Below are 22904 nucleotides of genomic sequence, written 5' to 3' on the forward strand. Positions count from 1 at the left end.
TGGCTGGGTGTGTGGTTGTGGGGGCTTCGGGGTGRGTGGTGTGGCTGGGTGTGTGGTTGTGGGGGCTTCGGGGTGGGTGGTGTGGCTGGGGCTGGGTGTGTGGTTGTGGGACTTCGGGGTTGGTCGTGAGGTTGTGGCGGGCTCGGGTGGGGGGTTGGAGGGCGGTGGTGGACTGGGGGGAAACGATTCGACGGGGTCGGTAAAGTGCCTATGTGGTTTCTCCCGATGTTGTCCCTGATGCTGTGGCGGATCGTCGTGCTCGCCTGCTGGCGGGGGCGGCGGTGACGTTGGGGCAGCTCAATGATGTTTTGGCGCCGTTGGGGGGGATGTTCGCCGAGCGGGGGCATACCCTCTATCTCGTCGGTGGCAGTGTGCGTGACGCGGTGCTCGGTCGGCTCGGCAACGACCTGGACTTCACCACCGATGCGCGGCCGGAGGTTGTGCAGGAGCTGATGCGGGGGTGGGCCGACCATCTGTGGGATACGGGCGGCCTCGCGTTCGGCACGGTCAGTGCGGCCAAGGACGATCAGCAGCTCGAGATCACCACTTTCCGCGCCGATACCTACGACCGGGTCTCGCGCAATCCGGAGGTCACGTTCGGTGACACCCTCGAGGGCGACCTGGTGCGCCGCGACTTCACGGTGAACGCGATGGCGGTCAAGATCGCCGCCGACGGGTCGCTGGAATTCGTCGATCCGCTCGACGGCATCGACGCGCTGCTCGAGGGCGTGCTCGACACTCCTGCGGCGCCGCAGGATTCGTTCGACGACGATCCGCTGCGCATGCTGCGGGCCGCGCGCTTCGTCGCCCAACTGGGATTCCAGGTGGCGCCGCGGGTGCGGGCGGCGATCGTCGAGATGGCCGATCAGATCGACCGGATCACCGCAGAGCGGGTGCGCGCCGAACTCGACAAGCTGATCGGCGCCGACCACCCGATCGACGGCATCAACCTCATGTGCGACACCGGTCTGGCGCAGCGGGTGCTGCCGGAGGTGCCCGCGATGAAGCTCGAGATCGACGAGCACCACCAGCACAAGGACGTGTATCAGCATTCGCTGACCGTGCTGCAGCAGGCGATCGACCAGGAGGAAGGCGACCCCGACCTGGTGTTGCGCTGGGCCGCGCTGCTGCACGACATCGGCAAGCCCGACACCAAGCGCAACGAGCCGGCGGGCGGCGTCAGCTTCCACCATCACGAGGTGGTCGGCGCGAAGATGGTGCGCAAGCGGATGCGGGCGCTGAAGTACCCGAAGGCGTTCACCGAAGAGGTTGCGCGCCTGGTGTTCCTGCACCTGCGTTTCCACGGCTACGGCAAGGGCCAGTGGACGGATTCGGCGGTGCGCCGGTATGTCACCGACGCCGACGACCTGCTCGATCGGCTGCACAAGCTCGTGCGCGCCGACTGCACCACGCGCAACAAGCGCCGCGCCGCCGCGCTGAGCTCGACCTATGACGAGCTGGAAGAGCGGATCGCGACCCTGCGCGAGCAGGAGGATCTGGCCCGGGTGCGACCCGACCTGGACGGCAACGCGATCATGGAATTGCTCGGGCTGCCGCCGGGTCCGCAGGTGGGTAAAGCGTGGAAGTACCTGAAAGACCTGCGCCTCGACCGCGGTCCGATGACGCGGGAAGAGGCCGAAGCGGCCCTCCAAGCGTGGTGGGCCCAGCAGAACTGAGCCCAGCAGAACTGATCAGAAGACGATCAGTGTCGTGCCCGCGATGATGGCGTCGCGGATCTGGGTCAGGTCGAACGAGCCGGTAATCTCCGGCAATTCGAGCCGGAATTTCACCACGTCGCCGCGACGGTGCGCGTAGGAAATGCTCGCCCGGTTGGGTAGGTCGTCGAGCAGCAGCGCGGGCGCGGGGATGACCCGTTTGGGGAGCCGGATGCCGTACCAACTGGCCCTGCGGATGTCGAGGGTGAGCAGGTTGTCGTAGACCTGCCCGTCGACGACCGCCCGCATCTTGCGCGTGCGATGCGTCGCGACGATGTGTCCGCGTTCGTCGAGCCGCACCCGCCAGTCCAGGTTCTGGGCGTCCACCCATTCGGCCATCGCGCCGATCCCGATGGTGCCCTCGATGTCGAGTTGCTGAACCCGGACCTTGGTCGGCACACCGGGAATCAGCCGCACGCCGTGCGCGACCACGGTGACCGTGTCGAAGGGGTGCGAGTCCCACACCAGGTTCGACAGCACCGTCTTGCTCTGGAAGTGAGCGCCGCGTCTGCGCAGCTTGAACGAGTCGAGGGTGGCGGTGAGGTCGTGCTCGAGCAGCGTGGCGCTGATCTCCTGACCGCCGAAACGGCTGAGGATGCCCTCGCTGAGCACGGTCATCAGCACATCGGGCATGAGCGCGGTGACGGTGCCGGAGCCCAGGTCGGCGACGGGATCGGCCCAGGACGTGGTGAAGCCGAGCCACTGGTCGATCCAAGACGGGTCGAGCAGGCGTTTGCCCATATCGACAGCGCCCGCCAGTGACCAGGACTTCGGATCGAAATACGTGGCCATGATGGCTATGAGCGTACTTGGCCGAATCGTCGGTGGCCATGAAGTGTGACCCGATTATGGGATATCACGACCTGTTCTTTCCGAAGGTGCGGAGTTGTTTTCTTGTTATGTCCGAATCTGCGGAACTATCCTGATCGCGTGGCGAAACTGCGAATCAAGGAAGCGGCCGATCTGCTCGGCGTCAGCGACGACACGGTGCGTCGCTGGATCGATACGGGCGCGCTGACGGCGACCAAGGATGCCGCGGGCCGCCTGGTGCTGGACGGCAGGGAGCTCGCCGAACACGCCGTCGACCAGGCGCGCACGCCACATACCCAGGTGGGTAGTGCCAGCTCGGCACGCAATCGGTTCCCCGGTCTGGTCACCCGCGTCGTGTCGGACACGGTGATGGCACAGGTGGAGATGCAATGCGGTCCTTTCACGGTGGTCTCGCTGATGAGCAGCGAATCGGTACGCGAGCTGGGGCTCGAGCCGGGCAGCGTCGCGCTGGCGAGCGTGAAGGCCACGACCGTGGTGGTCGAAAAGGCCGCCGAATGATCCGCCGGGTCGCGGTCGGTGCCGCGCTGGTGGTGCTCGCGGCCAGCGGCTGTGGGGGTGAGAACAGTGGCGACACAGAGAAATCCACGCTGACGGTGTTCGCCGCGGCCTCGTTGAAGAGCGTCTTCACCGATCTGGAGAAGGACTTCGAGTCAGCCAATCCTGATGTGGACGTGCAGTTCTCGTTCGCGGGATCGTCCGACCTGGCCGCGCAACTCCAAGCCGGTGCTCCCGCCGATGTTTTCGCGTCGGCCGACCAGCCGACCATGGACAAGGCGGTCCACAGTGGTCGGATCACCGCTACGCCCACCACTTTCGCCACCAATGTCCTCACACTGGTCACCGCTGCGGGAAACCCCAAGGGCATCAACGGGATCAACGACCTCGCTGACGCCACCCTGGTCGTCTGCGCCCCCCAGGTCCCGTGTGGCCGGGCAACGAAGAAGGTCGCCGATGCCGCGGGTACCACGCTGCGTCCCGTGAGCGAGGAATCCTCGGTGGCCGACGTCCTCACCAAGGTGACCTCCGGACAAGCCGACGCCGGGTTGGTCTACGTCACCGACGCGTCGGGGGCGGGCGCGAAGGTGAGCACCGTCGCGGTACCCGAGGCGGCGGCTGCGGTGAACACGTATCCGATTGCGGTGGTGGCGGATTCGAAGCAGGCCGCGAACGCGCGGAAGTTCTCCGATTTGGTCACCGGGCCCACCGGCCGAGCAGCCCTTGCCGCCGCGGGGTTCGGTGCGCCGTGATCGGTGACGGTCGGCGCCGCGTGACCACCGGGCTGCCCCGGTGGTTGCTGGTGCCCGCCGTAGTCGGGTTCGCGCTGGTGGTGCTTCCGCTGGCGGCGTTGGCCTGGGGGGTCGAGTGGGGGCGATTCGTCGAACTCGTGACTACCGAAGCATCAAGGGAAGCATTGTGGTTGAGCCTACGAACGGCGACGACGAGCACCGCGTTGTGTGTGGTGTTCGGGGTGCCGATGGCCGCGGTGCTGGCACGGGCTCGATGGCGTGGGCTGCCGGTACTTCGGGCACTGGTGTTGCTGCCCTTGGTATTACCGCCGGTGGTCGGTGGTATCGCGCTGCTCTACGTGTTCGGTCGGCGTGGGCTGTTGGGCGAACATCTGGAGGCGGCCGGAATTCATATCGCGTTCAGCACGACCGCGGTGGTCCTGGCGCAAACCTTTGTGGCACTGCCTTTTCTGGTGCTCACGATCGAGGGGGCGTTGCGGACGGCGGGTAGTCGCTACGAGCAGATCGCCGCGACGCTCGGTGCGAGCCCGAGCACGGTCTGGTGGCGGATCACCCTGCCCCTGCTTCGCCCCGCCCTGATCTCCGGCGCGGTCCTCGCCTTCGCCCGCGCGCTCGGCGAGTTCGGCGCCACGCTCACCTTCGCAGGCAGCCTGCAGGGGCGTACCCGCACCCTGCCATTGGAGATCTACCTCCAGCGCGAAGCCGATCCCGATGCGGCCGTCGCGCTCTCGGTGGTGCTGATCATCGTCGCCGTCCTGATAGTCCTGCTCGCCTACCGTCGCACCAGTCCGATCCCCGGCACACAACTCCGCAGCGCCGGCACCCGGACGACCGGTGACGCGCCGATGATCGGCGGTGCGAAGTGACCAGGGATTCGACCGGGCTCTCGGTCTCAGCGCGGATCGCCGCCCGCGATCTCGACCTGCGGATCGACGTCGCCCCCGGCGAAGTCCTGGCCGTGCTCGGTCCGAACGGCGCGGGTAAGTCCAGTCTCTTACAGGTGATCGCCGGGCTGATCGTTCCCGACGAAGGACATGTACGACTCGGCGACCGCACGCTCACCGACTCGGCGAAAGGCATCGCGCTCCCCCCACATCGACGCGCGGTCTCCCTCCTCGCCCAGGATCCACTGCTGTTCCCCCATCTCAGCGTGCTCGACAACGTCGCCTTCGGCCCACGCAGCCGCGGCGCGAAGAACTCCGCCGCGCGAAGAATCGCCACCGACTGGCTGACAGCGGTCGACGCCACCGACCTCGCCGACCGCCACCCCGGCGCACTCTCCGGCGGCCAAGCCCAGCGCGTCGCCCTGGCCCGCGCCCTCGCCGTCGACCCCGACCTGCTGCTCCTCGACGAACCCATGTCAGCCCTCGACGTAGACGTAGCCCCGGCTATGCGCACCCTGCTGCGCCGCGTCCTGCGCGACGAACCGGGCCGCGACCACCCACGCTGCGCCGTCCTGGTCACCCACGACATCATCGACGCCATCACCCTCGCCGACCGCCTCGTCGTCCTTCAGGCAGGCCGCGTCGTCGAATCCGGTCCGGTCGCCGAGGTGATGTCGCACCCTCGCAACCCCTTCGCCGCCCGCATCGCCGGCCTCAACCTCCTGCGCGGCACCGGCGTCGAGTCAGCGCTGCCGGCCGAGGATCGGTCCTGGGATCAGCCGAGTTCAGGCGCAGGCGAACCGCCGATGCCGCGGACGCACCTCGGCGATCCGGCCCCGACCTTCGGGACCGTGCTCGTCGAAGACCTCGGCGTCGACGGCTGCGTCGTCGGCGATTTCGTCCCCGGCGCCCGGGCTGCCGCGGTGTTCTCCCCGGCCGCGGTGTCGGTGTTCCGCACCCGGCCGGGCGGCAGCCCACGCAACGTCTTCACCGTCGACATCGCGGAGATCACCGACCGCGGCGGCATCGTCCGAGTCCGCGGTGACGCACCGCGGGCGCCCGGCCTGTGTGCCGACCTGACCCCGGCCGCCGTCGCCCAACTCCAGCTCACCGTCGGTGCGCGGGTGCACTTCGCGGTGAAGGCCACCGAGGTCCGCGTGTACGCCTGCTGAACCACGCCCTCGGTGATAACGGTATGAATCTGTGCGTTCATGCTCGAATTACCGGGGTACATACCCGGCGAGTGACCCGCGAAGACCGGAGGGCAGCACATGCCGCTGGACCTGAACAGTGATCTGGGCGAAGGCTTCGGCCCGTGGCGGATGGGTGACGACGCCGCCATGCTCGACATCGTGACCAGCGCGAATATCGCGTGTGGATTCCACGCCGGCGACCCGACCATCATGCGCCGCACCTGCGAACTGGCGGTGGCCAAGGGTGTGCGGATCGGCGCGCATGTCGGCTATCGCGATCTGGTGGGTTTCGGCCGCCGCGATGTCGCCATCGCCCCGGCCGATCTGCGCGATGAGGTGCTCTATCAGATCGGCGCCCTCGCCGCCTTCGCGCGGGCCGCGGGCGATCGGGTGCGCTATGTGAAACCGCACGGCGCCCTCTATCACGCGGCCGCGCGCGATCGTCTGCTCGCCGAGGCCCTTGTCGCCGCGGTGGCCGAGGCAGAACCGGGCCTCACGCTGCTCGGTCCGGCGGGCACCGAACTGGAACGTGCCGCGCAGCGCGTGCGTTTCGTCGGTGAGGGATTCGCCGACCGGGCCTACACTGCAACAGGTTCGCTGGCCCCGCGCGGAGTTGCCGGGGCGGTGCTGTCGGCCGACGACGCCGTGGCGCAGGCGACAACTCTTGCGCTGTCGGGGACCGCGCGTACCGTAGACGGTCCCGGTACGGTCGCCGTGTCCGTGGCCAGCGTGTGCGTCCACGGCGACTCTCCGGCGGCCGTCGAGATGGCTCGCCGGATTCGGGGAGCGCTCGACGAAGCCGGAATACCGGTGGAGCCGTTCAGCTGAGGGGTGGGAGGCACGATGGACATCGATTGGAACGCGCGGATCCGACCCGCGGGTGACCGCGCCGTGCTCATCACCCTCGACGATCCGCGCCCGGTGCAGCGCCTTGCCTCGGCGCTGCGCGTGCACGCGATCGCCGGCGTCGAGGATGTGCTGCCCGCGGCGGAAACCGTGCTGGTCACCATGCATTCGGTGAGCTACGGCGTGCAGGTCCGCCGGGAACTCGTCGCGCTGCTCGACCGGCTCGATCACGAGCCACCGCAAGCGGATTCGCCGGATGTTTCCCGTGGAACAGTGCCCGATACGGAGTCGGTCGTGGAGATTCCCGTTCGCTACGACGGCGCGGATCTGCCCGAGGTGGCCCGGCTGCTCGACCTGTCGATCCCGGCGGTGATCGCGGCGCACACCGGCACCGTCTGGCGGTGCGCGTTCGTGGGCTTCGCACCCGGTTTCGGCTACCTCACCTCGCCTGACGGCAGGCTCGCGGTGCCGCGTCGTACCAACGCCCGCACGGCCATCCCGGCGGGCGCGGTGGCACTCGCGGGCGGATATTCGGCGGTGTATCCGCGCGGCACACCGGGCGGATGGCAAGTGATCGGCACCACCGATCTGCGAATGTGGGCGGTGGACCGAGATCCACCCGCGCTGGTGCGGGCGGGTTCGGCGGTCAGATTCGTCGCTTCCGAGGAATAGCCGCTTCGGCGGAAAACAATGGCTGCTCAATGGTGTGCCGCCTCGACAGCGAATCGGGGAGAGATCGCATGCTGATCTTTATCGAGCGGGTGGGGCCGCTCGCGACGGTGCAGGACCTGGGTAGACAGGGCTGGTTCGATTCCGGCGTCGGTCAGGCGGGCGCGGCCGACCGCGGGTCACTGCGGCTGGCGAACCGGCTGGTCGGCAATCCGGAGAATTTCGCCGCCATCGAAGTACTGCTGGGCGGCCTCGCCCTGCGCGCCGACGGTCACCTCACTGTCGCGGTCACCGGTTCGCCCGCCCCCGCCACCGTCGACGGCACTCCGGTCGGACATGCCAGCGTGCTCGAACTCGACGAGGGCCAGGTGCTGCGATTGGGCTCGGCGAGCACCGGTCTGCGCAGTTATGTGGCGGTGCGCGGCGGCATCGATGTGGCCAAGGTGCTCGGCTCGCGCAGTCGCGACACGTTGTCCGGCATCGGCCCCGACCCGCTGGCAATCGGCACGCAGTTACCGGTCGGGCCCCCGCCGCGCACCCTTCCGACCGTAGAGTTCGCGCCGGTTCCGCGGCAACCGGAACTACTCACGATCCGGGCGTGTCCGGGCCCGCGCGCCGATTGGTTCACCGATCCCGACCAGCTGTTCCGTGGTTCCTGGATCGTTTCTTCCGATACCGACCGGGTCGGCGCGCGCCTGGATCGCCTCGTCGGACCGCCGCTGGTGCGTTCGGTCACGCGCGAATTGCCCTCGGAGGGCGTCGCGTTGGGATCGGTGCAGGTGCCGCCGAGTGGTCAGCCGGTGGTGTTCCTGGCCGACCACCCGATCACGGGCGGCTACCCGGTGATCGCCGTCGTCCTCGATACCGATGTCGACCGTGTCGCGCAGGCTCGCCCGGGAGAAAAACTGGTGTTCGTGGCGGCACCGGCGATCAGCGTGGCGGATTCAACCGTGCGTGCATGAGATACACGTTGTAGCTGTCCCACGCCGACATCGTGAAGTACAGATCCTGCGCGGTCGACCACGGATGGATGAAACCGCCGTACGCCTTCGGATACATCTCGGTGGATACCAGCGGCACCGTCGATGTCCACGCGCCCTGCGGCCGGCCCGCGGTCCGCAGCACGATCTGGCCCGCGGCCGAGTCGAGATAGACCATCTGCCACTGCCGGCTCTCCTCGTCGTACCGCACCGACAGCTCACTGGCGGTGCCTTGCACGAGCGGTGTCGCCGAATTCTGGGCCGCCGGAGCCCAATTACCGTCCACCCAGTACTGATAGGCCGTCTTGTTGAGCACGTCGGCCTTGCGCACCCTGGCCAGGCCGATCATCCCGATCCGGCCGTTGGGCGTGCCGAACATGTAGACGTAGTCGCCGTGCGGCACCATCGCCGCCACCTGGAATTGTCCGAGCCCGAACATGTTCTCCCAGCGGGCATGCTGATCTTTGGTCCAGGTCGAGCCGCCGTCGTCGGAGTAGGCCAGTCCGCCGTAGTTCGTCATCCACATGCCGGGGATCTTCGACCAGTGGTTCACCGACATGTAGCTCATGAACTGCCGTTTGCCGAGCGCGAATCCCGAGGTCGGGATCGTGGTGGTCTCCCAGTTCCTGATCTTGCGGCTGCCGAGGAGCTCGGCGGCGTGACAGGCGCTGTCCTGCACCATCGAGTCGATGGTGATCCCGTCGCTCAGATCCTTGTCGGTGCTGTAGGCGAGCACATTCGATCGCCAGTCGGCGGAATCGGAGCCCGCGCCGCCGTAAGCCCAGCCCTCGCCGAAGGTGTCGCCGAAAACCATGGCCACCTTGCCCGGTTCGGTTTCCCAGAACAGCCCGAGGTCGGTGCCGTCGACCTGCCAGCGCATATCGGTCCGGTTGGCCGAGCCGTGCCCGGTGACCTGGTCGACGAGCCGCACGGACTCCACCTTCGCCGGCATGACCGGCGCGCCCAGCGGGCCCCGCTCGATCGGCCGGACCACCGGCTCGGGTGCTTCCTGGGCCGGCTCGCCCGCGCCGCCGGGTACCGGGATCGGGATGGGCTCGATCTCCGGATTGATTCTGATCCGCGGCAACGCGACCGCCGAACCGGTCGACGTTGTCTCGTCGGTACTTTCCGGTTCCGGTTCCGGCGTGTCCCGTACCTCCGGGCACGGATTGCGGCACGGATCCGAGGGCAGCGGAACCTGTGCCACGCGCGTGTTGTCGTGCGGCGGGTCGGGAATCGGGACCGGCGTCAGCTGCGGCACCCAGATCGGGATATCGATGCTCGGCGGCAGGATCGGCGCGGGCGGCGCGGCCGGGTCGGGCAGCCGGTTGACCGGGTCGAATCCCGTTTCCCCGCAGATATTCACCGGCGGCGGCAGCCAGGGCAACGGTCCCGCCTGCGCGGGAACAGCGAGGATCGCGGACAGTGCCACACCCACGGCGGCAGTTCCGTGCGATACCGGTCTTGCGCGCATCTGGCTCCCTGGAATCGGTGTCGGCGAGGAACACCTGTGATCTTGTGAGAACTTACCGGAACCGATCGCTGTTGCCGTGCGTCCAAGCAGATGTGAGCGAAATCGAGTACGTCTTCGGAACCGGCGACGCGGTCGTGCACCACTGGTCGAGCCACGACGAACTGGCCGACACGAGCGTCGTCGACACCCTCTGGGTCGACTACGACTCCGGCATCGACTACGACGCTTTCCTCCCCGACATCCCGCTGTCGACCGTCGACCACCGCACGGTCCTCGCGCAGGAACCCGCGGGCGCCCTCAGCAACGGCGACGATGGCGTACTGCCATAGGCGTGTTCGGCTATCCCCGGAGTTCAGCTGGGCCCACCCCGGCTCGACGGGAATTGAGCGCGATGGCCGCGATGCCGAGCACATAGACCCCGGCGCCGGCCAGCACGACCCCGATGGAGCGTCCGTCGGCCGGAATCACCAGCGCGGTCACCGCGATCGCCAAGACGAAGCAGACGTTGAAAACCGTGTCCTGCAGGGCGAATACCTGCCCGCGCTGATCGTCGACGATGTCGATCTGCATGCTCGCGTCGCCGGTCAGCTTGATCGTCTGACCGGCGAGGCCGAGCCCGAACGCGCCGATCAGCAGCAGCCGGTGCGCATCGTCGACGGCCGGGCCGGTCGCCAGCGCGATCGGTGTCACCAGCGTGAGCTGCACGATCACCGCCGTCATGAGTCCGAGCAGCACGGTGCGCGGTCTGCCGAGACGCGGGATCAGGATCGGCGCGCCGATCGCGGCTACCAGCATCCCCGCCGCCGCGAACCCGATCGCGACCCCGAAGCCGACCAACCCGCCGCTCATCTCGTCGCTGCCGGTCGGCTGACGCAGCACCAGGACCATGATCAGTGTGTTCATCCCGAACACGATGCGATGCGCGCCGATTCCGATCATCGCCGTCGTCACCTGCGCCGAATGCCAGACCGCCCGCGCGCCGGTGCGCAGACCGGTCGCGATGGCGTGCACGGCGGTCTCGGTCTCGGCCGAACCGCGATCCGGCCCGAGCACATGCGGGCGGAATCCGTAGGCCAGCACCACGCCGACCAAGGAGCCGATGCCACTGAGTGCCACCGCCGCCGACGAGGCCGCGTCACCCGCGCCGATCAGCGCGATCACCGACACCGATGTCGCCGCGCCGATGCCGGCACACACCGAGGCCACCGTCGCCAGCACCGAGTTCATCGGAACCAGACAGCGCTGTTCGAGCACTCGCGGCAGCGCCGCCGACACACCGGCCAGCACGAACCTGCTGATCCCCACCGTCGCCAAGGCCAGCACCAGCAGCGGCGTCTCCCCCACCCCGACGAACAAGGTGATCGCGGCCGTGGCGATCAACATCGCCCGCGCCGCACTCGCGACCAGCAGCACATTGCGCCGATCCCATCGATCCAGCAGCGCGCCCGCGTACGGCCCGAGCACCGAATACGGCAGCAGCAGTACCGCGAAACCCGCGGCGATGGCCAGCGGATCGGTCTCGCGTTCCGGATTGAACAGGATCGCTCCCGACAGGGCAGCCTGGAACATCCCGTCACCGAACTGCGCGGCCAGGCGCAGCAGGGCGAGGCGCGGCATCCGCGGGTTTCGACGGATCACCTCGCGGGTGTCGCGAAGCAGATGTCTCATCGAGATCGGCTGCTCATCCGCCGTATTCGAGCCGTCAGAGGGATGAGTCGACACGCCATGACCCTAGTGCCACGGCGAACCGGCCCGAGGACCACGCACACCGTGAGCGGTACATCGCCGCGATTGGTGCCAGAATTGAACTGTGACGCCCCCATCGACGACACCCCCGCGGTTAGAACTACACCGCGGTGGCGACCGGATGAAGACGCGGATCCCGTGGCTCGACTCCAAGCATTCGTTCTCGTTCGGCGAGCACTACGACCCGGACAACACCCATCACGGGCTGTTGCTGGTGAACAACGAGGACGTGGTGCTGCCCGGCGAGGGCTTCGACACGCATCCGCATCGAGACATGGAAATCGTCACCTGGGTGCTCGGCGGCAGCCTCGTGCACCAGGATTCGCTCGGACACAACGGCGTCATCTACCCGGGTCTGGCCCAGCGGATGAGCGCGGGCACCGGCATCCAGCACTCCGAGAAGAACGATTCGTGGCGCCTGGACGGCAGATCCCACGACGAGCCCGTGCATTTCGTGCAGATGTGGGTGGTCCCCGACGAGCCCGGCGTCGACCCCGGCTACCAGCAACTCGAGATCGATGACGAACTCGCACGCGGCGACCTGGTGACGGTCGCGTCGGGCCTACCTCGCTATCGCGACCGCACCGCCATCGCGATCAACTCCTCACACGCCGCCATGCACGTCGCCAGGATGACCTCCGACAGCCCCGGTGTGACTCTTCCCGATGCGCCTTACCTGCATGTCTTCGTCGCGCGCGGCGAGATCGACGTCGAGGGACTCGGCACCCTGTCCCAGGGCGACGCGATCCGGCTGACCCGATCCGGCGGCCAGTTGATCCGTCCGCACGGCGATGCCGAGGTGCTGGTCTGGGAGATGCACGCGCGCCTCGGCGGCGGGTGAACTCAGGCCGAACCCGGCTGGCGCGCCAAGGTCGCCGACTTGGCGTTGGTCCGGGTCACGGCGACGATCGCCGCGAAATCCGGCCGGAAATCACCGTCGGGCGCCTGCATCCAGGTGCGGTATCCACTGCGCTCGTCGGCCGGCGACGGCAGCACGATGTCGCTGCCCGGTAAGGCGACCGAGGCGCACACCCGGAACAGCTCGGCGAACAGCACGGTGTCGAGGTAGGAGTTGTCGACCGGCCCGGTGAGGAAGGTCCAGCGACCGGACCGTGGATGGGCGATGATCGGCCCGCAGCGCAGGCCGCGCGTGACGAGCAGCCCGCGGACCCGTTCGCCCAGCGTGGACGGCATCACCACCGCGCCGACCGCGCCGATCTCGAGCACGATCCGCCCCAGTGCGGCGTCGACGACGCCGTAGAGGCCATGGTGCTTGCGGTAGTGGCGACAGCGCGCCAAAGCGTCCTGGGTGGCCGAGTACTCCTCGGCCGCCGTATACCCGCCCTTGTCCTCATCAGTGTGCAACGTGCTCATCACGACCTCGTCTCTGTCGACGGTGGCTCGATGTAGCTGGGAGTTCGCTCGCTCTGGGCGAATCTCGGTAAGGGGTGGACCATCAAGGCCCGGTGGCGCGGGAAACTTTTTCATAACGGCAGGACATGAGAGAAAAAGACCGTTCCGGACAGCCTATAGCCGCACAACCGCGCTGACAATAGTCAGTAGCTAGCGTGTCGATCAGCGTACGATATTCGCCCATGGCTCCCGTTTCGCCGACTGTCGCACGGTGGGAACTCGTCCTGCGCCTTCGTGAACTGCGCGAGCAGCGCGGGTTCGATTCGGCCGGGTTCGCCCGCCGCGTCGGGTTCACTCCCGCCAATTGGTCCCATGTCGAGAAGGGCAGGCGGGTGCTCACCCGCACCACGATCGAGCCGGTCCTCGACGTTCTCGACGTCACGCCCGACGAACGCCGCGAACTGCTCGCCCTGCTCGAGGCGAGCAAGCAACGCGGCTGGTGGACGACGGCCTCCTCGGCTCTGATCGGTCCCGAATTGCAGCGGTTGTACGGGATGGAGGCGGGTGCGGAGAGTATCCGCAGCTACGACAGCATGATCGTGCCGGGGCTGTTGCAAACCGAGGCGTACGCGCGGGCGCTGATCAGCGCCGATGTGATGATCCGCCCGGTGCAGGTGGACCAATTAGTCTCTATACGACTACGCCGTCAGCGGCGGCTGCGCGAACCCGATCCGCTCGAACTCACCGCCGTACTCGGCGAGGCCACTCTTCGTCAGCAGACCGGCGGTAGTGCGGTGTTGCGTGAGCAGTTGCGTCACCTGGTCACGCTGGTGCGTGAGCTCGACACCGTCGACGTGCGCGTCATCCCGTTCAGTGCGCCCGAAGGAGCCGTGCTCGGCGGTTCCAGCTTCCATCTGCTCGACTTCGCAAGCGATCAGCTACCGACCTTCGCCTGGGCAGAGAGCGCGGTGTTCGGCGGTCATGTCGACGATGCCGAACAGGTCCGCGATCTCGGCTTCGCCTACGTGCGTGCCCGCGAGCAATCTCTTTCTCGCACCGAATCTCTCGCCCTGATCAGGGAGTATGCAAGCGTGTAAGATTCGAGGTATGTCCACCACCGCTCGTCGCCGCCCGGCCGAACACGGCTGGTTCAGCTCGTCGCACTCCAATAACGGCAACCAATGTGTCGAGGTTCGTTTCGATGGAAACACTGTCCAGGTACGAGACAGCAAATTCCGCCGCAACACGATGAACACCGGCTTGGACGAGCCCATCATCACCGTCGACGCCCCCCTGTGGACAGCCTTCCTGCACTACCTCCAGACCGCGCGCCGCCACCCCGACCTCGTCGCCCACACCTCCCCCGACGGTTCGACCACCCTCCGCCACGAAGACGTTCTCCTCCACTTCACCGCGCCCGAATGGGAAGCCTTCGTAGCCGGCGTCCGAGACGACGAGTTCGCCTGCGTGTAAGACCACGTCGCCGACCACCGGTGTTTCGGCATACTGGGGAGCGTGACTTCTGATCTGAGTGCTCCCTCCGGTATTGATCTGTCCTTCCGCGATCAGGATGTGCGGGTGCAGGACGATCTGTTCGCGCATGTCAACGGGCAGTGGTTGGCCGGGTACGAGATTCCGGCCGACCGGGCCGTCGACGGTGCGTTCCGCACGCTCTACGACCAGGCCGAGCTCGATGTGCAGGCGATCATCACCGACAGTGCCTCCGGTGCGGCCGACGATGCCGATGCCCGCAAGATCGGGGATCTGTTCTCGAGCTTCATGGCCACCGATGTGGTCGCGGCGGCCGGGTTCTCCCCGATCGCCGACGAGCTGCGCGCGATCGCCGAGGTCGCCGACCCGAGCGCGTTCGCCGCGCTGCTCGGACGCTTGCAGCGCACGGGAGTTCGTGGTGCGCTCGCCTACTACGTCGACACCGACGACAAGAACTCCACCCGGTACCTGGTGCACGCGACCCAGTCGGGCATCGGGCTGCCCGACGAGTCCTACTACCGCGCCGAGGAGTTCGCGCCGATCCGCGACGCCTACCTCGCGCACATCACCAAGATGTTCACCATCGCCGCCGCCGACGCGTCCTTGGACGGCCTGCTCCCCGTGGACCCGGCCGACGCCGCCCGCCGCGTGTTCGAGCTGGAACGCACACTCGCCGCGGGCCATTGGGATGTGGTGCGGCGCCGCGATGCCGAAAAGAGCTACAACCTCACGACCTTCGCCGACCTGGTCGCCGAGCACCCGGAATTCGACTGGGCCGCATGGGTATCAGGCGTCGCCACCGGTCTCGACCGTGACGGCGAGGATCTGTTCGCCGAGCTCGTCGTCCGACAGCCCGACTACCTGCGCGCCTTCGCCACCGCGTGGGCCGAGGTGCCGCGAGCGGATTGGCAGGCGTGGGCGGCGTGGCAGGTGCTGCACGCGCGCGCCGGATTCCTCACCGACGAGATCGTCGAGGAGTACTTCGACTTCTACGGCCGCACCCTCACCGGTGCCGAGGAGAACCGCGAGCGCTGGAAGCGCGGGGTGTCGCTGGTGCAGGAACTGCTCGGCGAAGCGGTCGGCAAACTGTATGTGGCCCGGCACTTTCCGCCGCAGGCCAAGGCCCGCATGGTCGAGTTGGTGGCAAACCTGCAGGAGGCCTACCGGCGCAATATCGCCGACCTCGAGTGGATGGGCCCCGACACCCGCGCCGCCGCGCTCACCAAGCTGGAGAAGTTCACCCCCAAGATCGGCTACCCCGACACCTGGCGTGACTACTCGGCGGTCGAGATCGACGCAGGAGACCTGGTCGGCAACTACCGCCGTGGCCACGCCGCCGACCACGATCGCGACCTGGGCAAACTGGGTGGTGAGGTAGATCGCGGCGAATGGTTCATGACCCCGCAGACGGTGAACGCCTACTACAACCCCGGCATGAACGAGATCGTGTTCCCCGCGGCGATCCTGCAGCCGCCGTTCTTCGACATGAACGCCGACGACGCCGCCAACTACGGCGGGATCGGAGCGGTGATCGGCCACGAGATCGGTCACGGTTTCGACGACCAGGGCGCCAAGTACGACGGCGACGGCAACATGCAGGACTGGTGGACCGACGAGGACCGCGCCGAGTTCGGCAAGCGCACCAAGGCCCTGATCGACCAGTACAACGTGCTCTCCCCCGCCGAACTCGACGACGAGCACACCGTGAACGGCGAGTTCACCATCGGCGAGAACATCGGCGATCTGGGCGGGCTGTCCATCGCCCTCGCCGCCTACAGGATTTCGCTCGACGGCAAGGAACCCCCGGTCATCGACGGCCTCACCGGGCTGCAGCGCGTCTTCTACGGCTGGGCGCAGGTCTGGCGCACCAAGGCTCGCACCGAGGAGGCCATCCGCCGTCTCGCCGTCGACCCGCACTCCCCGCCGGAGTTTCGCTGCAACGCGGTGATCCGCAATATCGACAGCTTCTACGAAGCCTTCGACGTGACCCCCGACGACAAGCTGTTCCTGAAGCCCGAGGAGCGCGTGACAATCTGGTGATGCGACTCGACCCTGCCGGTGGCCTGCCCGCCGGTAGGGTCGAAATCCATTGCTCCGGAGAGGGACCCATGCGTCACCAGCAGGTAGCCGACAATATCTTCACCATCGCGGGCACCCATGTGAACATGGTCCTGCTCCGCGACGGCCGCGATCTGACGCTCATCGACGCAGGCTGGCACGGCGACGCCGCCACCATCGAGAAGTCGATCCGAGCCCTGGGCCACCGCCCCGAAGACATCAAGGCGATTCTGCTGACCCATGCCCACCTGGACCACGTCGGCGCACTGAACCACCTGCACCGTCACTACGCGATCCCGGTCTACACCAGCGAAATCGAAGTCGCCCACGCCCGTGGCGAGGTCCACGAATCCGCCACCCCGCTCGATGTGATCAAACGCCTCACCGACCTCGACACGATCGGCTGGGCAGCCCGCATCACCGCCGCCGGCGGTCTTCGCAAGAACCCGGTCCCTCATATCCGGCCCTTCCCCACCGAAGGCGCACTGGACTTCCCCGGCAATCCGATCCCGATCCCCTCCCCCGGCCACACCTCCGGGCACAGCGCCTTCTACCTGCCGAACGCGGGAGCGGTAGCCACCGGCGACACACTGGTTACCGCCCATCCCACGTCGAAAATCCAAGGCCCCCAACTACTCCCCGACTTCTTCAACCACTCGACCCCGGAAACCTTGGCAGCCCTCGAAGCCCTCGAATCACTTGCCGCCGACCTGGTCCTCCCCGGCCACGGTGACGCCTTCACCGAGGGCATCGGGCAAGCCGTCGACCGAGCTCGGGCCAACGCGGCCGCCGATCTCACCTGATTCTCACCGCGCGAGTAGTGAACTAGTTACTCTCGTTCCAGCCGGAAAACGCGAGTAATTCGCAAGCTGGTGGCGTTTCGATAGCAGAAAGTATTGCAAGAACCGATGAATTGGCCAGCGCACCAGGTCGAACAGCGACAGTGGACGGCGCGCGGCGCGCGGGTGGGCCCTCTGCCCGAACAGGTCGGGGTGTCGATCCCACCGCGCATCGCCGACCTCGATTTCGCCACCAGGCGAACGACATCGGCCAGCGAGGCAGCGGCGATCGCGGTGACCCATCTCGAAGCTGGCCACGGTGACCTGGCTCCCCTGCGTGAGTTCCTGCTGCGCAGCGAGGCGGTCGCATCATCGAGAATCGAGCACATCGACGCGGGCTGGCGAGCATTCAGCAAAGCCTTCGGTGGCGCAACGGCTCGCCCCGAGGCGGCGTCGCAAGTGGCCGCGGTGCGGGCGCTGACCGGCCTGGTCGACACGGCGGAGAACGGCCGGATCACCGAGGCGAGTCTGCTCAGTGCGCATCGGGTGCTGATCGCCCCGGAGTGGGAGAAGGCCGGGCGCTTCCGCACCATCCAGACCTGGATCGGGGGCAGTGACTACACGCCACTCAACGCGCTCTACGTGCCGCCCCCACCGGAACTCTTGCCCGAACTGATGGCAGACCTGCTGGCCTTCGTCGCCCGTGGCGACCTGCCGATCCTCGTGCAGGCCGCGCTCGCGCACGCGCAGTTCGTGTCGATCCACCCGTTCGTCAGTGGCAACGGTCGGATCGGCCGCGCCCTGGTGGCCGCCATTCTGCGCCGACGCGGCCTGACCGACCGGGTGACCGTCCCCTTCTCCTCGGTCATGCTCGCCGACACCTCGCGCTACTTCGCCCAATTGGCCGCCTACCGAACCGGCGCCGCCGAGGAATTCGTCGTGTACCTGGCACTCGCGGCGGTATACGCGAGCGAGGCCTCGATCGACTCGGCCCGCGCGCTCACCGCGCTCCCCCAGGGGTGGCGCGACCGGGCCCGCCCCCGCGCCGGCTCCGCCGACGAGGCACTCCTGGCGAATCTGCTCGAGCACCCGATCCTCACGATCGCCGAAGCGAAGGCCAGCACCACCACATCGGACTCGGCCACCTACCGAGCTCTGGATCGCCTCACCGCCGCCGGCATCCTCGAAGTCGTCTCCGACTCCAAACGAAACCGCATCTGGGCCGCCACAGACATCCTCGCCGAACTCGGCGCCCTCAACGCGGCCATCGGTCGACGCACCGCGGCGGGCCTGTCCTGATCCCCGGGTCTCAGCGCAGGCGGAGTTCGGTGTCCGCGTCGAAGAAGAACACCTCTTCGGGCTTCGGCCGTAGGTGCAGCGTTTCGCCGAGGGTGGTCTGAAACCGTCGGTCCACGCGGACGACGATCTTGCCGGAGCGGGTGGACCAGTCGGTGCCCGCGCCGTGGGTGTAGACGAACGATTCGGCGCCCAGTTCCTCGAGCAGTTCGGCGACGACGGTGATGCCGGCGGGATCGGTGGTGACCTCCCAGGACTCGGGACGGATGCCGAGCACCACGCGAGCGCTGGAAACGCCGCGCGGCAGCGGGATTCGCAGTCCGTCGAGCACGGCTTGGCCATCGAGCACGGGCGCTTCGAGCAGGTTCATGCCGGGCGAACCGATGAATCCGGCGACGAAGGTGTTCAACGGATTGTCGTAGAGCTCGCGGGGAGACGCGATCTGCTGCAACGTGCCCTCGCGTAGCACCGCCACCCGGTGGCCCATCGTCATCGCCTCGACCTGGTCGTGCGTGACATAGACCGTGGTCGTGCCGAGACGCTGCTGCAACGCCGCGATCTGGGAACGGGTACTCACCCGCAACTTCGCGTCCAGGTTGGACAGCGGCTCGTCCATGCAGAACACCTGCGGGCGGCGCACGATGGCGCGGCCCATGGCGACGCGCTGCCGCTGGCCGCCGGAGAGCTTGGCCGGTTTGCGGTCGAGCAGCGGCTCGAGTTCGAGCATCGCCGCGGCTTCCTTGACCCGAACCAAGGTGTCGGACTTCGACATTCCCGCATTGCGCAGTGCGAAGCCCATGTTCTCGGCGACGGTCATATTCGGGTAGAGCGCGTAGCTCTGGAACACCATCGCCACGTCGCGGGCGCGCGGCGGCAGGTCGGTGACATCGCGTTCACCGATCCGAATCGTGCCCGCCTCCACGGATTCCAGTCCGGCCAGCATGCGCAGGCTCGTCGACTTGCCGCAGCCGGAAGGGCCGACCAGCACGAGGAATTCACCATCGGCGATGTCGATGTCGAGTGCGTCGACGGCGGGAGCGTCGGCGCCGGGATAGCGATGGGTCACACCGTCGAACTGCACTGTCGCCATGGGGAATTCTCCTAGCAGGGAATGCGAAACGGGCCGGTGGTCCAACGAACCACCGGCCCGTGGGGGAACTACTTGGGCAGCTTGGGCGTGATCTGCCGGTCGATGATCGCCTGCACGTCGGCGGCCACCTTCGCGAGAACCGTTGCCGGATCGGCGTTCTGGAGGCCGATCTGCTCGTAACCGGTGCCGATGATCTGATCGGCGCCGGGCACGAACACCCGGGCGTAGTCCTGCGACTTCGCTACCGAGAGCTGGTCGATGGCGACCTTGGAGTTCGGGTTCTTCGCCAGGAAGTCGATCTCGCTAGGGTCGGTCACCGCCGACTTGCGCACCGGCATGTAGCCCGTGTTCTGCGTGAAGTACGCGGTGTTGGCCGCGTTGGTGATGAACTCGATGAACTTGAGCGCATTCACCTTTCGCGCCTCGGAGATCCGCGAAGGCACGGCCAGACCCGCGCCTCCGGTGGTGACGCCGGGACCGTTCGGATGCGGCAGGAACGCGGTGCCCACCTCGAACTTGCCGTCGGCGTTCTTCTTGATGCCCTTCAAATCGCCGGTGGACGCGATGGTCGAGGCGGCGACGCCGGTGCCGAAGTCGACCGCGATCTGCGGGCGGATCGCGGCGTACTTCTTGACGTTGATCGAGTCGCGCAGGTAGGTGGCCGCGGCGATCGAGCCCGGATCGGTGAACTTCAGCTTCCACTGATCGGAGTAGGCGCCGCCGAAGGTCCAGTTCGGGCCCTGGAAGGTCCAGCCCAGGTAGTTCTTGGCGTCACCCCAGGCGTGCGCGAACTTGTCGGCGCCGACGAGCGACTGCAGCTTCGGGCCCCACTCGTCGAATTCCTGCCAGGAGTTCGGGCCGCGGTCGGGCAGTCCGGCCTTCGCCCAGACGTCCTTGTTGTAGTAGAACAGCGGCGTCGAACGGGCGTAGGGCAGCGCGTAGTGCTTGCCGTCGAACAGATAGTCCGCGGCGAGCGAGTCGACGTAGTCGCCCAGCTGCACCCCCGCGGCGCCGAAGTGCCCGTCGAGCGGCTCGATGGCCTTGCTCAGCGCGTAGTTGAACCACCAGACATCGGACAGCACAACAACATCGGGCAGTTCACCGCCGGTGAGCGCGGCGTTGAACTTCTGCGCCACCTCCTCGTAGTTCTTGCCGGCGTCGACCAGGTTCACCTTCAGGTCGGGGTACTTTGCCTGGAAGCGATTGATCAGCTCCAGCTCCAGCTCCTTGGAGGTGCCGGGGTGGTTGGACCAGAAGGTGATGGTGCCGGCGTCACCGGCATCGCCGGATCCGCCGCCGGTGCCCGCGCACGCGGACAGCGCGGCGGCAGCGGCGACGCCGCCGGTCAGGCCGAGGAAGCCACGGCGACTCAACGCCGGGAATCGTGAGTTGGACACTGGCGAACTCCTGTTCGAGATTTAACCCTTGACCGCACCGGAGGTGAGGCCCTTGATCATGTGACGTTGCAGGGCAAGGAAAACGATGAGGATCGGCAACATGGTGAGCACGGTGCCCGCCATCACCGGCCCCCAGTTGGTGACGCTGGGGTTCTCGGTGTTCTGCAGCAGGGTCAGGCCCACCGGCAACGTCGCGACGTCGGCGGAATCGGCCATCAGGAACGGCCAGAGGTACTCGTTCCACTCGTTGACCAGCGTCACCACCGCGAACGCCACCATCGTCGGCCCCGACATGGGCAGCACCACGCGGGTGAGCAGCCGCCACCAGTTCGCCCCGTCCATCCGCGCCGCCTCGATCACCTCGGCGGGCAGTGACAGGAAGTGGTTGCGCATCAGGAAGGTGCCGAAGGCGACGCCGCAGAGCGGAACGATGATGCCTTGGAAGGTGTTTCGCCAGCCGAGCTGCGCGATGAACGCGTAGTTGGAGATGACGGTGATCTGATTGGGCACCATCAGCGCCGCGATGATCACCAGGAACACGATGTTCTTGCCGGGGAAGCGCAGAAACACCAGGCCGTAGGCGCTGAACACGCCGAGCGCGAACTTCACCACCGACACCACGCCGGTGACGATCAGCGAGTTCCGCAGGAACGTCCAGAACGGCACCGTGGTGGTGGCGTGGCTGTAGTTCTCCGGGTGCCAGCTGTGCGGCCAGTAGACCGCGGGCTGGGTGTAGATATCGGAGCGGTCCTTGAGCGAGGTGATCAGGATCCAGAACAGCGGGACCCCGACGATGATCAACACGCACACCATGGCCGCGTAGCCGAGGAGGGTGACGGCGCGTTCGCGACGCTGGTACGAAAGCGTCTGCGGGCCCACATGTTTCATCGTTCGCCTCGGTCCATCACGCGCACCTGGATCAACGTGACCACCAGCAGCACCACGAACATGATCGTGGCCACGGTGGCGCCGTACCCGGCCCGGAAATTGCGGAACGACTCCTCGTACACCTGGAACACCATCGTGGTCGTGCCGTTGCCGAGCGGTCCGCCGCGCGTCATCACATTGATGATGTCGAAGACTTGGAGCGAGTTCAGCAATACGGTGATCGACAGGAAGAAGGTTGTCGGGCGTAGTTGTGGCAGAAGGACTTTCGTGAATCGAGTCCAGCTGTTCGCACCGTCCATTTCGGCGGCTTCGAGTAATTCGGCGCGCACGCCTTGCAGCGCGGCCAGATAGATCACGAAGGCGTAGCCGAGGTTCTTCCAGATGTAGGTGAGCGTCACCATGAACAGGGCCCATTCCGGGTCCTGATAGAAATCCGGCACATTGTCTACGCCGAGCCGGTGCAGGACGTCTTGTACCAGACCGAAACTCGGATCGAAGATGAATTGAAAAGCTACCCCGATCGCCGCGCCCGAAATCACGAACGGCGCGAAAATGGCGGAGCGGACTACATTGCGCCCGAACAGTTTTCGATCGAGCAGCATCGCGAGTGCGAGGCCGAGCGCCATACTCACTACGACGGCCGCCACGGTGAAGATCACCGTATTGCTGACGACCTTCCATGAGTCGTCTCGCTGCCACCATTCGATGTAGTTGTCGAACCCGACCGAATTCGCCACTGGATCAGCGATATTCCAGTCGGTGAACGACAACCGGATGTTGTCGGCAAGCGGTCGGTAAACGAACAGGGTGAGCAGCGCCAGGTTCGGCACCACGAGTACCACGAACAGCGCGTAGTCCTGCCACGGACGGTTTCTCCCGGGGAGCACCCGCTCCGGACTCTGTCGCACCGCGGCAGCTTTACGGCGCATGGCGAACCGTTGGTTAACCCTGCCCGCCGATTTTCTGA

At 67.0% G+C, this 22904-nt stretch carries 23 protein-coding genes; 15 read left to right on the plus strand and 8 right to left on the minus strand.

Annotated elements, in window-relative coordinates:
• The first annotated feature begins 212 nt into the window (after positions 1 to 212).
• Positions 213 to 1676 carry a CCA tRNA nucleotidyltransferase gene (locus tag ASD42_RS29435; protein ID WP_235569875.1) on the plus strand — a complete coding sequence of 488 codons (1464 nt, stop codon included), beginning with the start codon at positions 213 to 215 and terminating at the stop codon, positions 1674 to 1676.
• A gap of 15 nt (positions 1677 to 1691) precedes the next feature.
• On the opposite strand, the gene ASD42_RS29440 is transcribed toward ASD42_RS29435, so the two are convergent.
• On the minus strand, positions 1692 to 2507 hold the full coding sequence (locus tag ASD42_RS29440) for a hypothetical protein (RefSeq protein WP_056822639.1): 816 nt from the start codon (positions 2505 to 2507) through the stop codon (positions 1692 to 1694).
• A gap of 138 nt (positions 2508 to 2645) precedes the next feature.
• Here ASD42_RS29440 and ASD42_RS29445 point away from each other — a divergent pair, with 138 nt between their 5' ends.
• The 7 genes from ASD42_RS29445 (at position 2646) to ASD42_RS29475 (ending at position 8347) form a co-directional block, all read left to right on the plus strand.
• Complete coding sequence (locus ASD42_RS29445) at positions 2646 to 3044, plus strand: TOBE domain-containing protein (RefSeq protein ID WP_056822641.1); 399 nt, start codon at positions 2646 to 2648, stop codon at positions 3042 to 3044.
• The gene (modA, locus tag ASD42_RS29450) at positions 3041 to 3793 is read left to right on the plus strand and encodes a molybdate ABC transporter substrate-binding protein (protein ID WP_056822644.1); all 753 of its coding nucleotides are present in this window, start codon (positions 3041 to 3043) and stop codon (positions 3791 to 3793) included. The genes ASD42_RS29445 and modA overlap by 4 nt, the downstream gene beginning before the upstream one ends.
• Positions 3794 to 3813: 20 nt before the next feature.
• Positions 3814 to 4659, plus strand: a complete 846-nt coding sequence (locus ASD42_RS29455; protein ID WP_131816842.1) for an ABC transporter permease — start codon at positions 3814 to 3816, stop codon at positions 4657 to 4659.
• Positions 4656 to 5849, plus strand: a complete 1194-nt coding sequence (locus ASD42_RS29460; RefSeq protein WP_056822645.1) for a sulfate/molybdate ABC transporter ATP-binding protein — start codon at positions 4656 to 4658, stop codon at positions 5847 to 5849. Before ASD42_RS29455 ends, ASD42_RS29460 begins: the two co-directional genes overlap by 4 nt.
• Before the next feature lie 99 nt (positions 5850 to 5948).
• On the plus strand, positions 5949 to 6698 hold the full coding sequence (locus ASD42_RS29465) for a LamB/YcsF family protein (protein WP_056822648.1): 750 nt from the start codon (positions 5949 to 5951) through the stop codon (positions 6696 to 6698).
• Between the two features lie 15 nt (positions 6699 to 6713).
• Positions 6714 to 7388 (plus strand): 5-oxoprolinase subunit B family protein, encoded by a 675-nt coding sequence (locus ASD42_RS29470; RefSeq protein WP_056822651.1) that lies wholly within the window; start codon positions 6714 to 6716, stop codon positions 7386 to 7388.
• Between the two features lie 68 nt (positions 7389 to 7456).
• Positions 7457 to 8347, plus strand: coding sequence for a biotin-dependent carboxyltransferase family protein (locus ASD42_RS29475; protein ID WP_056822653.1), 891 nt, complete (start codon positions 7457 to 7459; stop codon positions 8345 to 8347).
• Here ASD42_RS29475 and ASD42_RS29480 read toward each other — a convergent pair.
• Positions 8316 to 9839 (minus strand): DUF4185 domain-containing protein, encoded by a 1524-nt coding sequence (locus tag ASD42_RS29480; protein ID WP_056822656.1) that lies wholly within the window; start codon positions 9837 to 9839, stop codon positions 8316 to 8318. The genes ASD42_RS29475 and ASD42_RS29480 overlap by 32 nt on opposite strands.
• Positions 9840 to 9931: 92 nt before the next feature.
• On the opposite strand from ASD42_RS29480, the gene ASD42_RS29485 reads away from it, so the two are divergent.
• Positions 9932 to 10168, plus strand: coding sequence for a hypothetical protein (locus ASD42_RS29485; protein ID WP_056822658.1), 237 nt, complete (start codon positions 9932 to 9934; stop codon positions 10166 to 10168).
• Positions 10169 to 10178: 10 nt separating this feature from the next.
• Here ASD42_RS29485 and ASD42_RS29490 read toward each other — a convergent pair whose 3' ends face one another.
• Positions 10179 to 11507, minus strand: coding sequence for an MFS transporter (locus ASD42_RS29490; RefSeq protein WP_056822661.1), 1329 nt, complete (start codon positions 11505 to 11507; stop codon positions 10179 to 10181).
• Positions 11508 to 11706: 199 nt separating this feature from the next.
• On the opposite strand from ASD42_RS29490, the gene ASD42_RS29495 reads away from it, so the two are divergent.
• A complete protein-coding gene (locus ASD42_RS29495; RefSeq protein ID WP_056822665.1) occupies positions 11707 to 12426 on the plus strand; it encodes a pirin family protein in 720 nt (239 codons plus the stop codon).
• Between the two features lie 2 nt (positions 12427 to 12428).
• On the opposite strand, the gene ASD42_RS29500 is transcribed toward ASD42_RS29495, so the two are convergent.
• Positions 12429 to 12959 (minus strand): hypothetical protein, encoded by a 531-nt coding sequence (locus ASD42_RS29500; protein ID WP_056822668.1) that lies wholly within the window; start codon positions 12957 to 12959, stop codon positions 12429 to 12431.
• Between the two features lie 221 nt (positions 12960 to 13180).
• Here ASD42_RS29500 and ASD42_RS29505 point away from each other — a divergent pair, with 221 nt between their 5' ends.
• The 5 genes from ASD42_RS29505 to ASD42_RS29525 all read left to right on the plus strand — a co-directional run bounded on the left by ASD42_RS29505 (position 13181) and on the right by ASD42_RS29525 (position 18565).
• The gene (locus tag ASD42_RS29505) at positions 13181 to 14035 is read left to right on the plus strand and encodes a helix-turn-helix domain-containing protein (protein ID WP_056822671.1); all 855 of its coding nucleotides are present in this window, start codon (positions 13181 to 13183) and stop codon (positions 14033 to 14035) included.
• Between the two features lie 10 nt (positions 14036 to 14045).
• The gene (locus tag ASD42_RS29510; RefSeq protein WP_056822674.1) at positions 14046 to 14411 is read left to right on the plus strand and encodes a DUF397 domain-containing protein; all 366 of its coding nucleotides are present in this window, start codon (positions 14046 to 14048) and stop codon (positions 14409 to 14411) included.
• Between the two features lie 42 nt (positions 14412 to 14453).
• The gene (locus tag ASD42_RS29515) at positions 14454 to 16469 is read left to right on the plus strand and encodes a M13 family metallopeptidase (RefSeq protein WP_056822677.1); all 2016 of its coding nucleotides are present in this window, start codon (positions 14454 to 14456) and stop codon (positions 16467 to 16469) included.
• Between the two features lie 68 nt (positions 16470 to 16537).
• Entirely contained in the window at positions 16538 to 17290 is a 753-nt protein-coding gene (locus tag ASD42_RS29520; RefSeq protein ID WP_056822681.1) for an MBL fold metallo-hydrolase, read from the plus strand.
• A 105-nt stretch (positions 17291 to 17395) separates the two neighbouring features.
• The gene (locus ASD42_RS29525) at positions 17396 to 18565 is read left to right on the plus strand and encodes a Fic family protein (protein ID WP_056822683.1); all 1170 of its coding nucleotides are present in this window, start codon (positions 17396 to 17398) and stop codon (positions 18563 to 18565) included.
• A 10-nt stretch (positions 18566 to 18575) separates the two neighbouring features.
• Here ASD42_RS29525 and ASD42_RS29530 read toward each other — a convergent pair whose 3' ends face one another.
• The 4 genes from ASD42_RS29530 to ASD42_RS29545 form a co-directional block, all read right to left on the minus strand.
• Positions 18576 to 19652, minus strand: coding sequence for an ABC transporter ATP-binding protein (locus tag ASD42_RS29530; RefSeq protein ID WP_056822688.1), 1077 nt, complete (start codon positions 19650 to 19652; stop codon positions 18576 to 18578).
• Between the two features lie 68 nt (positions 19653 to 19720).
• Complete coding sequence (locus ASD42_RS29535) at positions 19721 to 21049, minus strand: ABC transporter substrate-binding protein (protein ID WP_084787355.1); 1329 nt, start codon at positions 21047 to 21049, stop codon at positions 19721 to 19723.
• Between the two features lie 21 nt (positions 21050 to 21070).
• Positions 21071 to 21937, minus strand: a complete 867-nt coding sequence (locus tag ASD42_RS29540) for a carbohydrate ABC transporter permease (protein ID WP_056822690.1) — start codon at positions 21935 to 21937, stop codon at positions 21071 to 21073.
• Entirely contained in the window at positions 21934 to 22845 is a 912-nt protein-coding gene (locus tag ASD42_RS29545) for a carbohydrate ABC transporter permease (RefSeq protein ID WP_435830316.1), read from the minus strand. Before ASD42_RS29545 ends, ASD42_RS29540 begins: the two co-directional genes overlap by 4 nt.
• Between the last annotated feature and the right edge of the window lie 59 nt (positions 22846 to 22904).

The organism is Nocardia sp. Root136, from assembly GCF_001427185.1.
In the GTDB taxonomy this organism is placed as follows: Bacteria; Actinomycetota; Actinomycetes; order Mycobacteriales; family Mycobacteriaceae; genus Nocardia; species Nocardia salmonicida.

Bases quoted from the DNA above. Each gene is read 5' to 3' on its own strand.
- ASD42_RS29470 (WP_056822651.1), top strand. From the start codon at position 6,714: ATGGACATCGATTGGAACGCGCGGATCCGACCCGCGGGTGACCGCGCC.
- ASD42_RS29525 (WP_056822683.1), top strand. From the start codon at position 17,396: ATGAATTGGCCAGCGCACCAGGTCGAACAGCGACAGTGGACGGCGCGC.
- ASD42_RS29440 (WP_056822639.1), bottom strand. From the start codon at position 2,507: ATGGCCACGTATTTCGATCCGAAGTCCTGGTCACTGGCGGGCGCTGTC.
- ASD42_RS29540 (WP_056822690.1), bottom strand. From the start codon at position 21,937: ATGAAACATGTGGGCCCGCAGACGCTTTCGTACCAGCGTCGCGAACGC.
- ASD42_RS29500 (WP_056822668.1), bottom strand. From the start codon at position 12,959: ATGAGCACGTTGCACACTGATGAGGACAAGGGCGGGTATACGGCGGCC.
- ASD42_RS29475 (WP_056822653.1), top strand. From the start codon at position 7,457: ATGCTGATCTTTATCGAGCGGGTGGGGCCGCTCGCGACGGTGCAGGAC.
- ASD42_RS29465 (WP_056822648.1), top strand. From the start codon at position 5,949: ATGCCGCTGGACCTGAACAGTGATCTGGGCGAAGGCTTCGGCCCGTGG.
- ASD42_RS29495 (WP_056822665.1), top strand. From the start codon at position 11,707: ATGAAGACGCGGATCCCGTGGCTCGACTCCAAGCATTCGTTCTCGTTC.
- modA (WP_056822644.1), top strand. From the start codon at position 3,041: ATGATCCGCCGGGTCGCGGTCGGTGCCGCGCTGGTGGTGCTCGCGGCC.
- ASD42_RS29520 (WP_056822681.1), top strand. From the start codon at position 16,538: ATGCGTCACCAGCAGGTAGCCGACAATATCTTCACCATCGCGGGCACC.
- ASD42_RS29510 (WP_056822674.1), top strand. From the start codon at position 14,046: ATGTCCACCACCGCTCGTCGCCGCCCGGCCGAACACGGCTGGTTCAGC.
- ASD42_RS29490 (WP_056822661.1), bottom strand. From the start codon at position 11,507: ATGAGACATCTGCTTCGCGACACCCGCGAGGTGATCCGTCGAAACCCG.
- ASD42_RS29480 (WP_056822656.1), bottom strand. From the start codon at position 9,839: ATGCGCGCAAGACCGGTATCGCACGGAACTGCCGCCGTGGGTGTGGCA.
- ASD42_RS29505 (WP_056822671.1), top strand. From the start codon at position 13,181: ATGGCTCCCGTTTCGCCGACTGTCGCACGGTGGGAACTCGTCCTGCGC.
- ASD42_RS29530 (WP_056822688.1), bottom strand. From the start codon at position 19,652: ATGGCGACAGTGCAGTTCGACGGTGTGACCCATCGCTATCCCGGCGCC.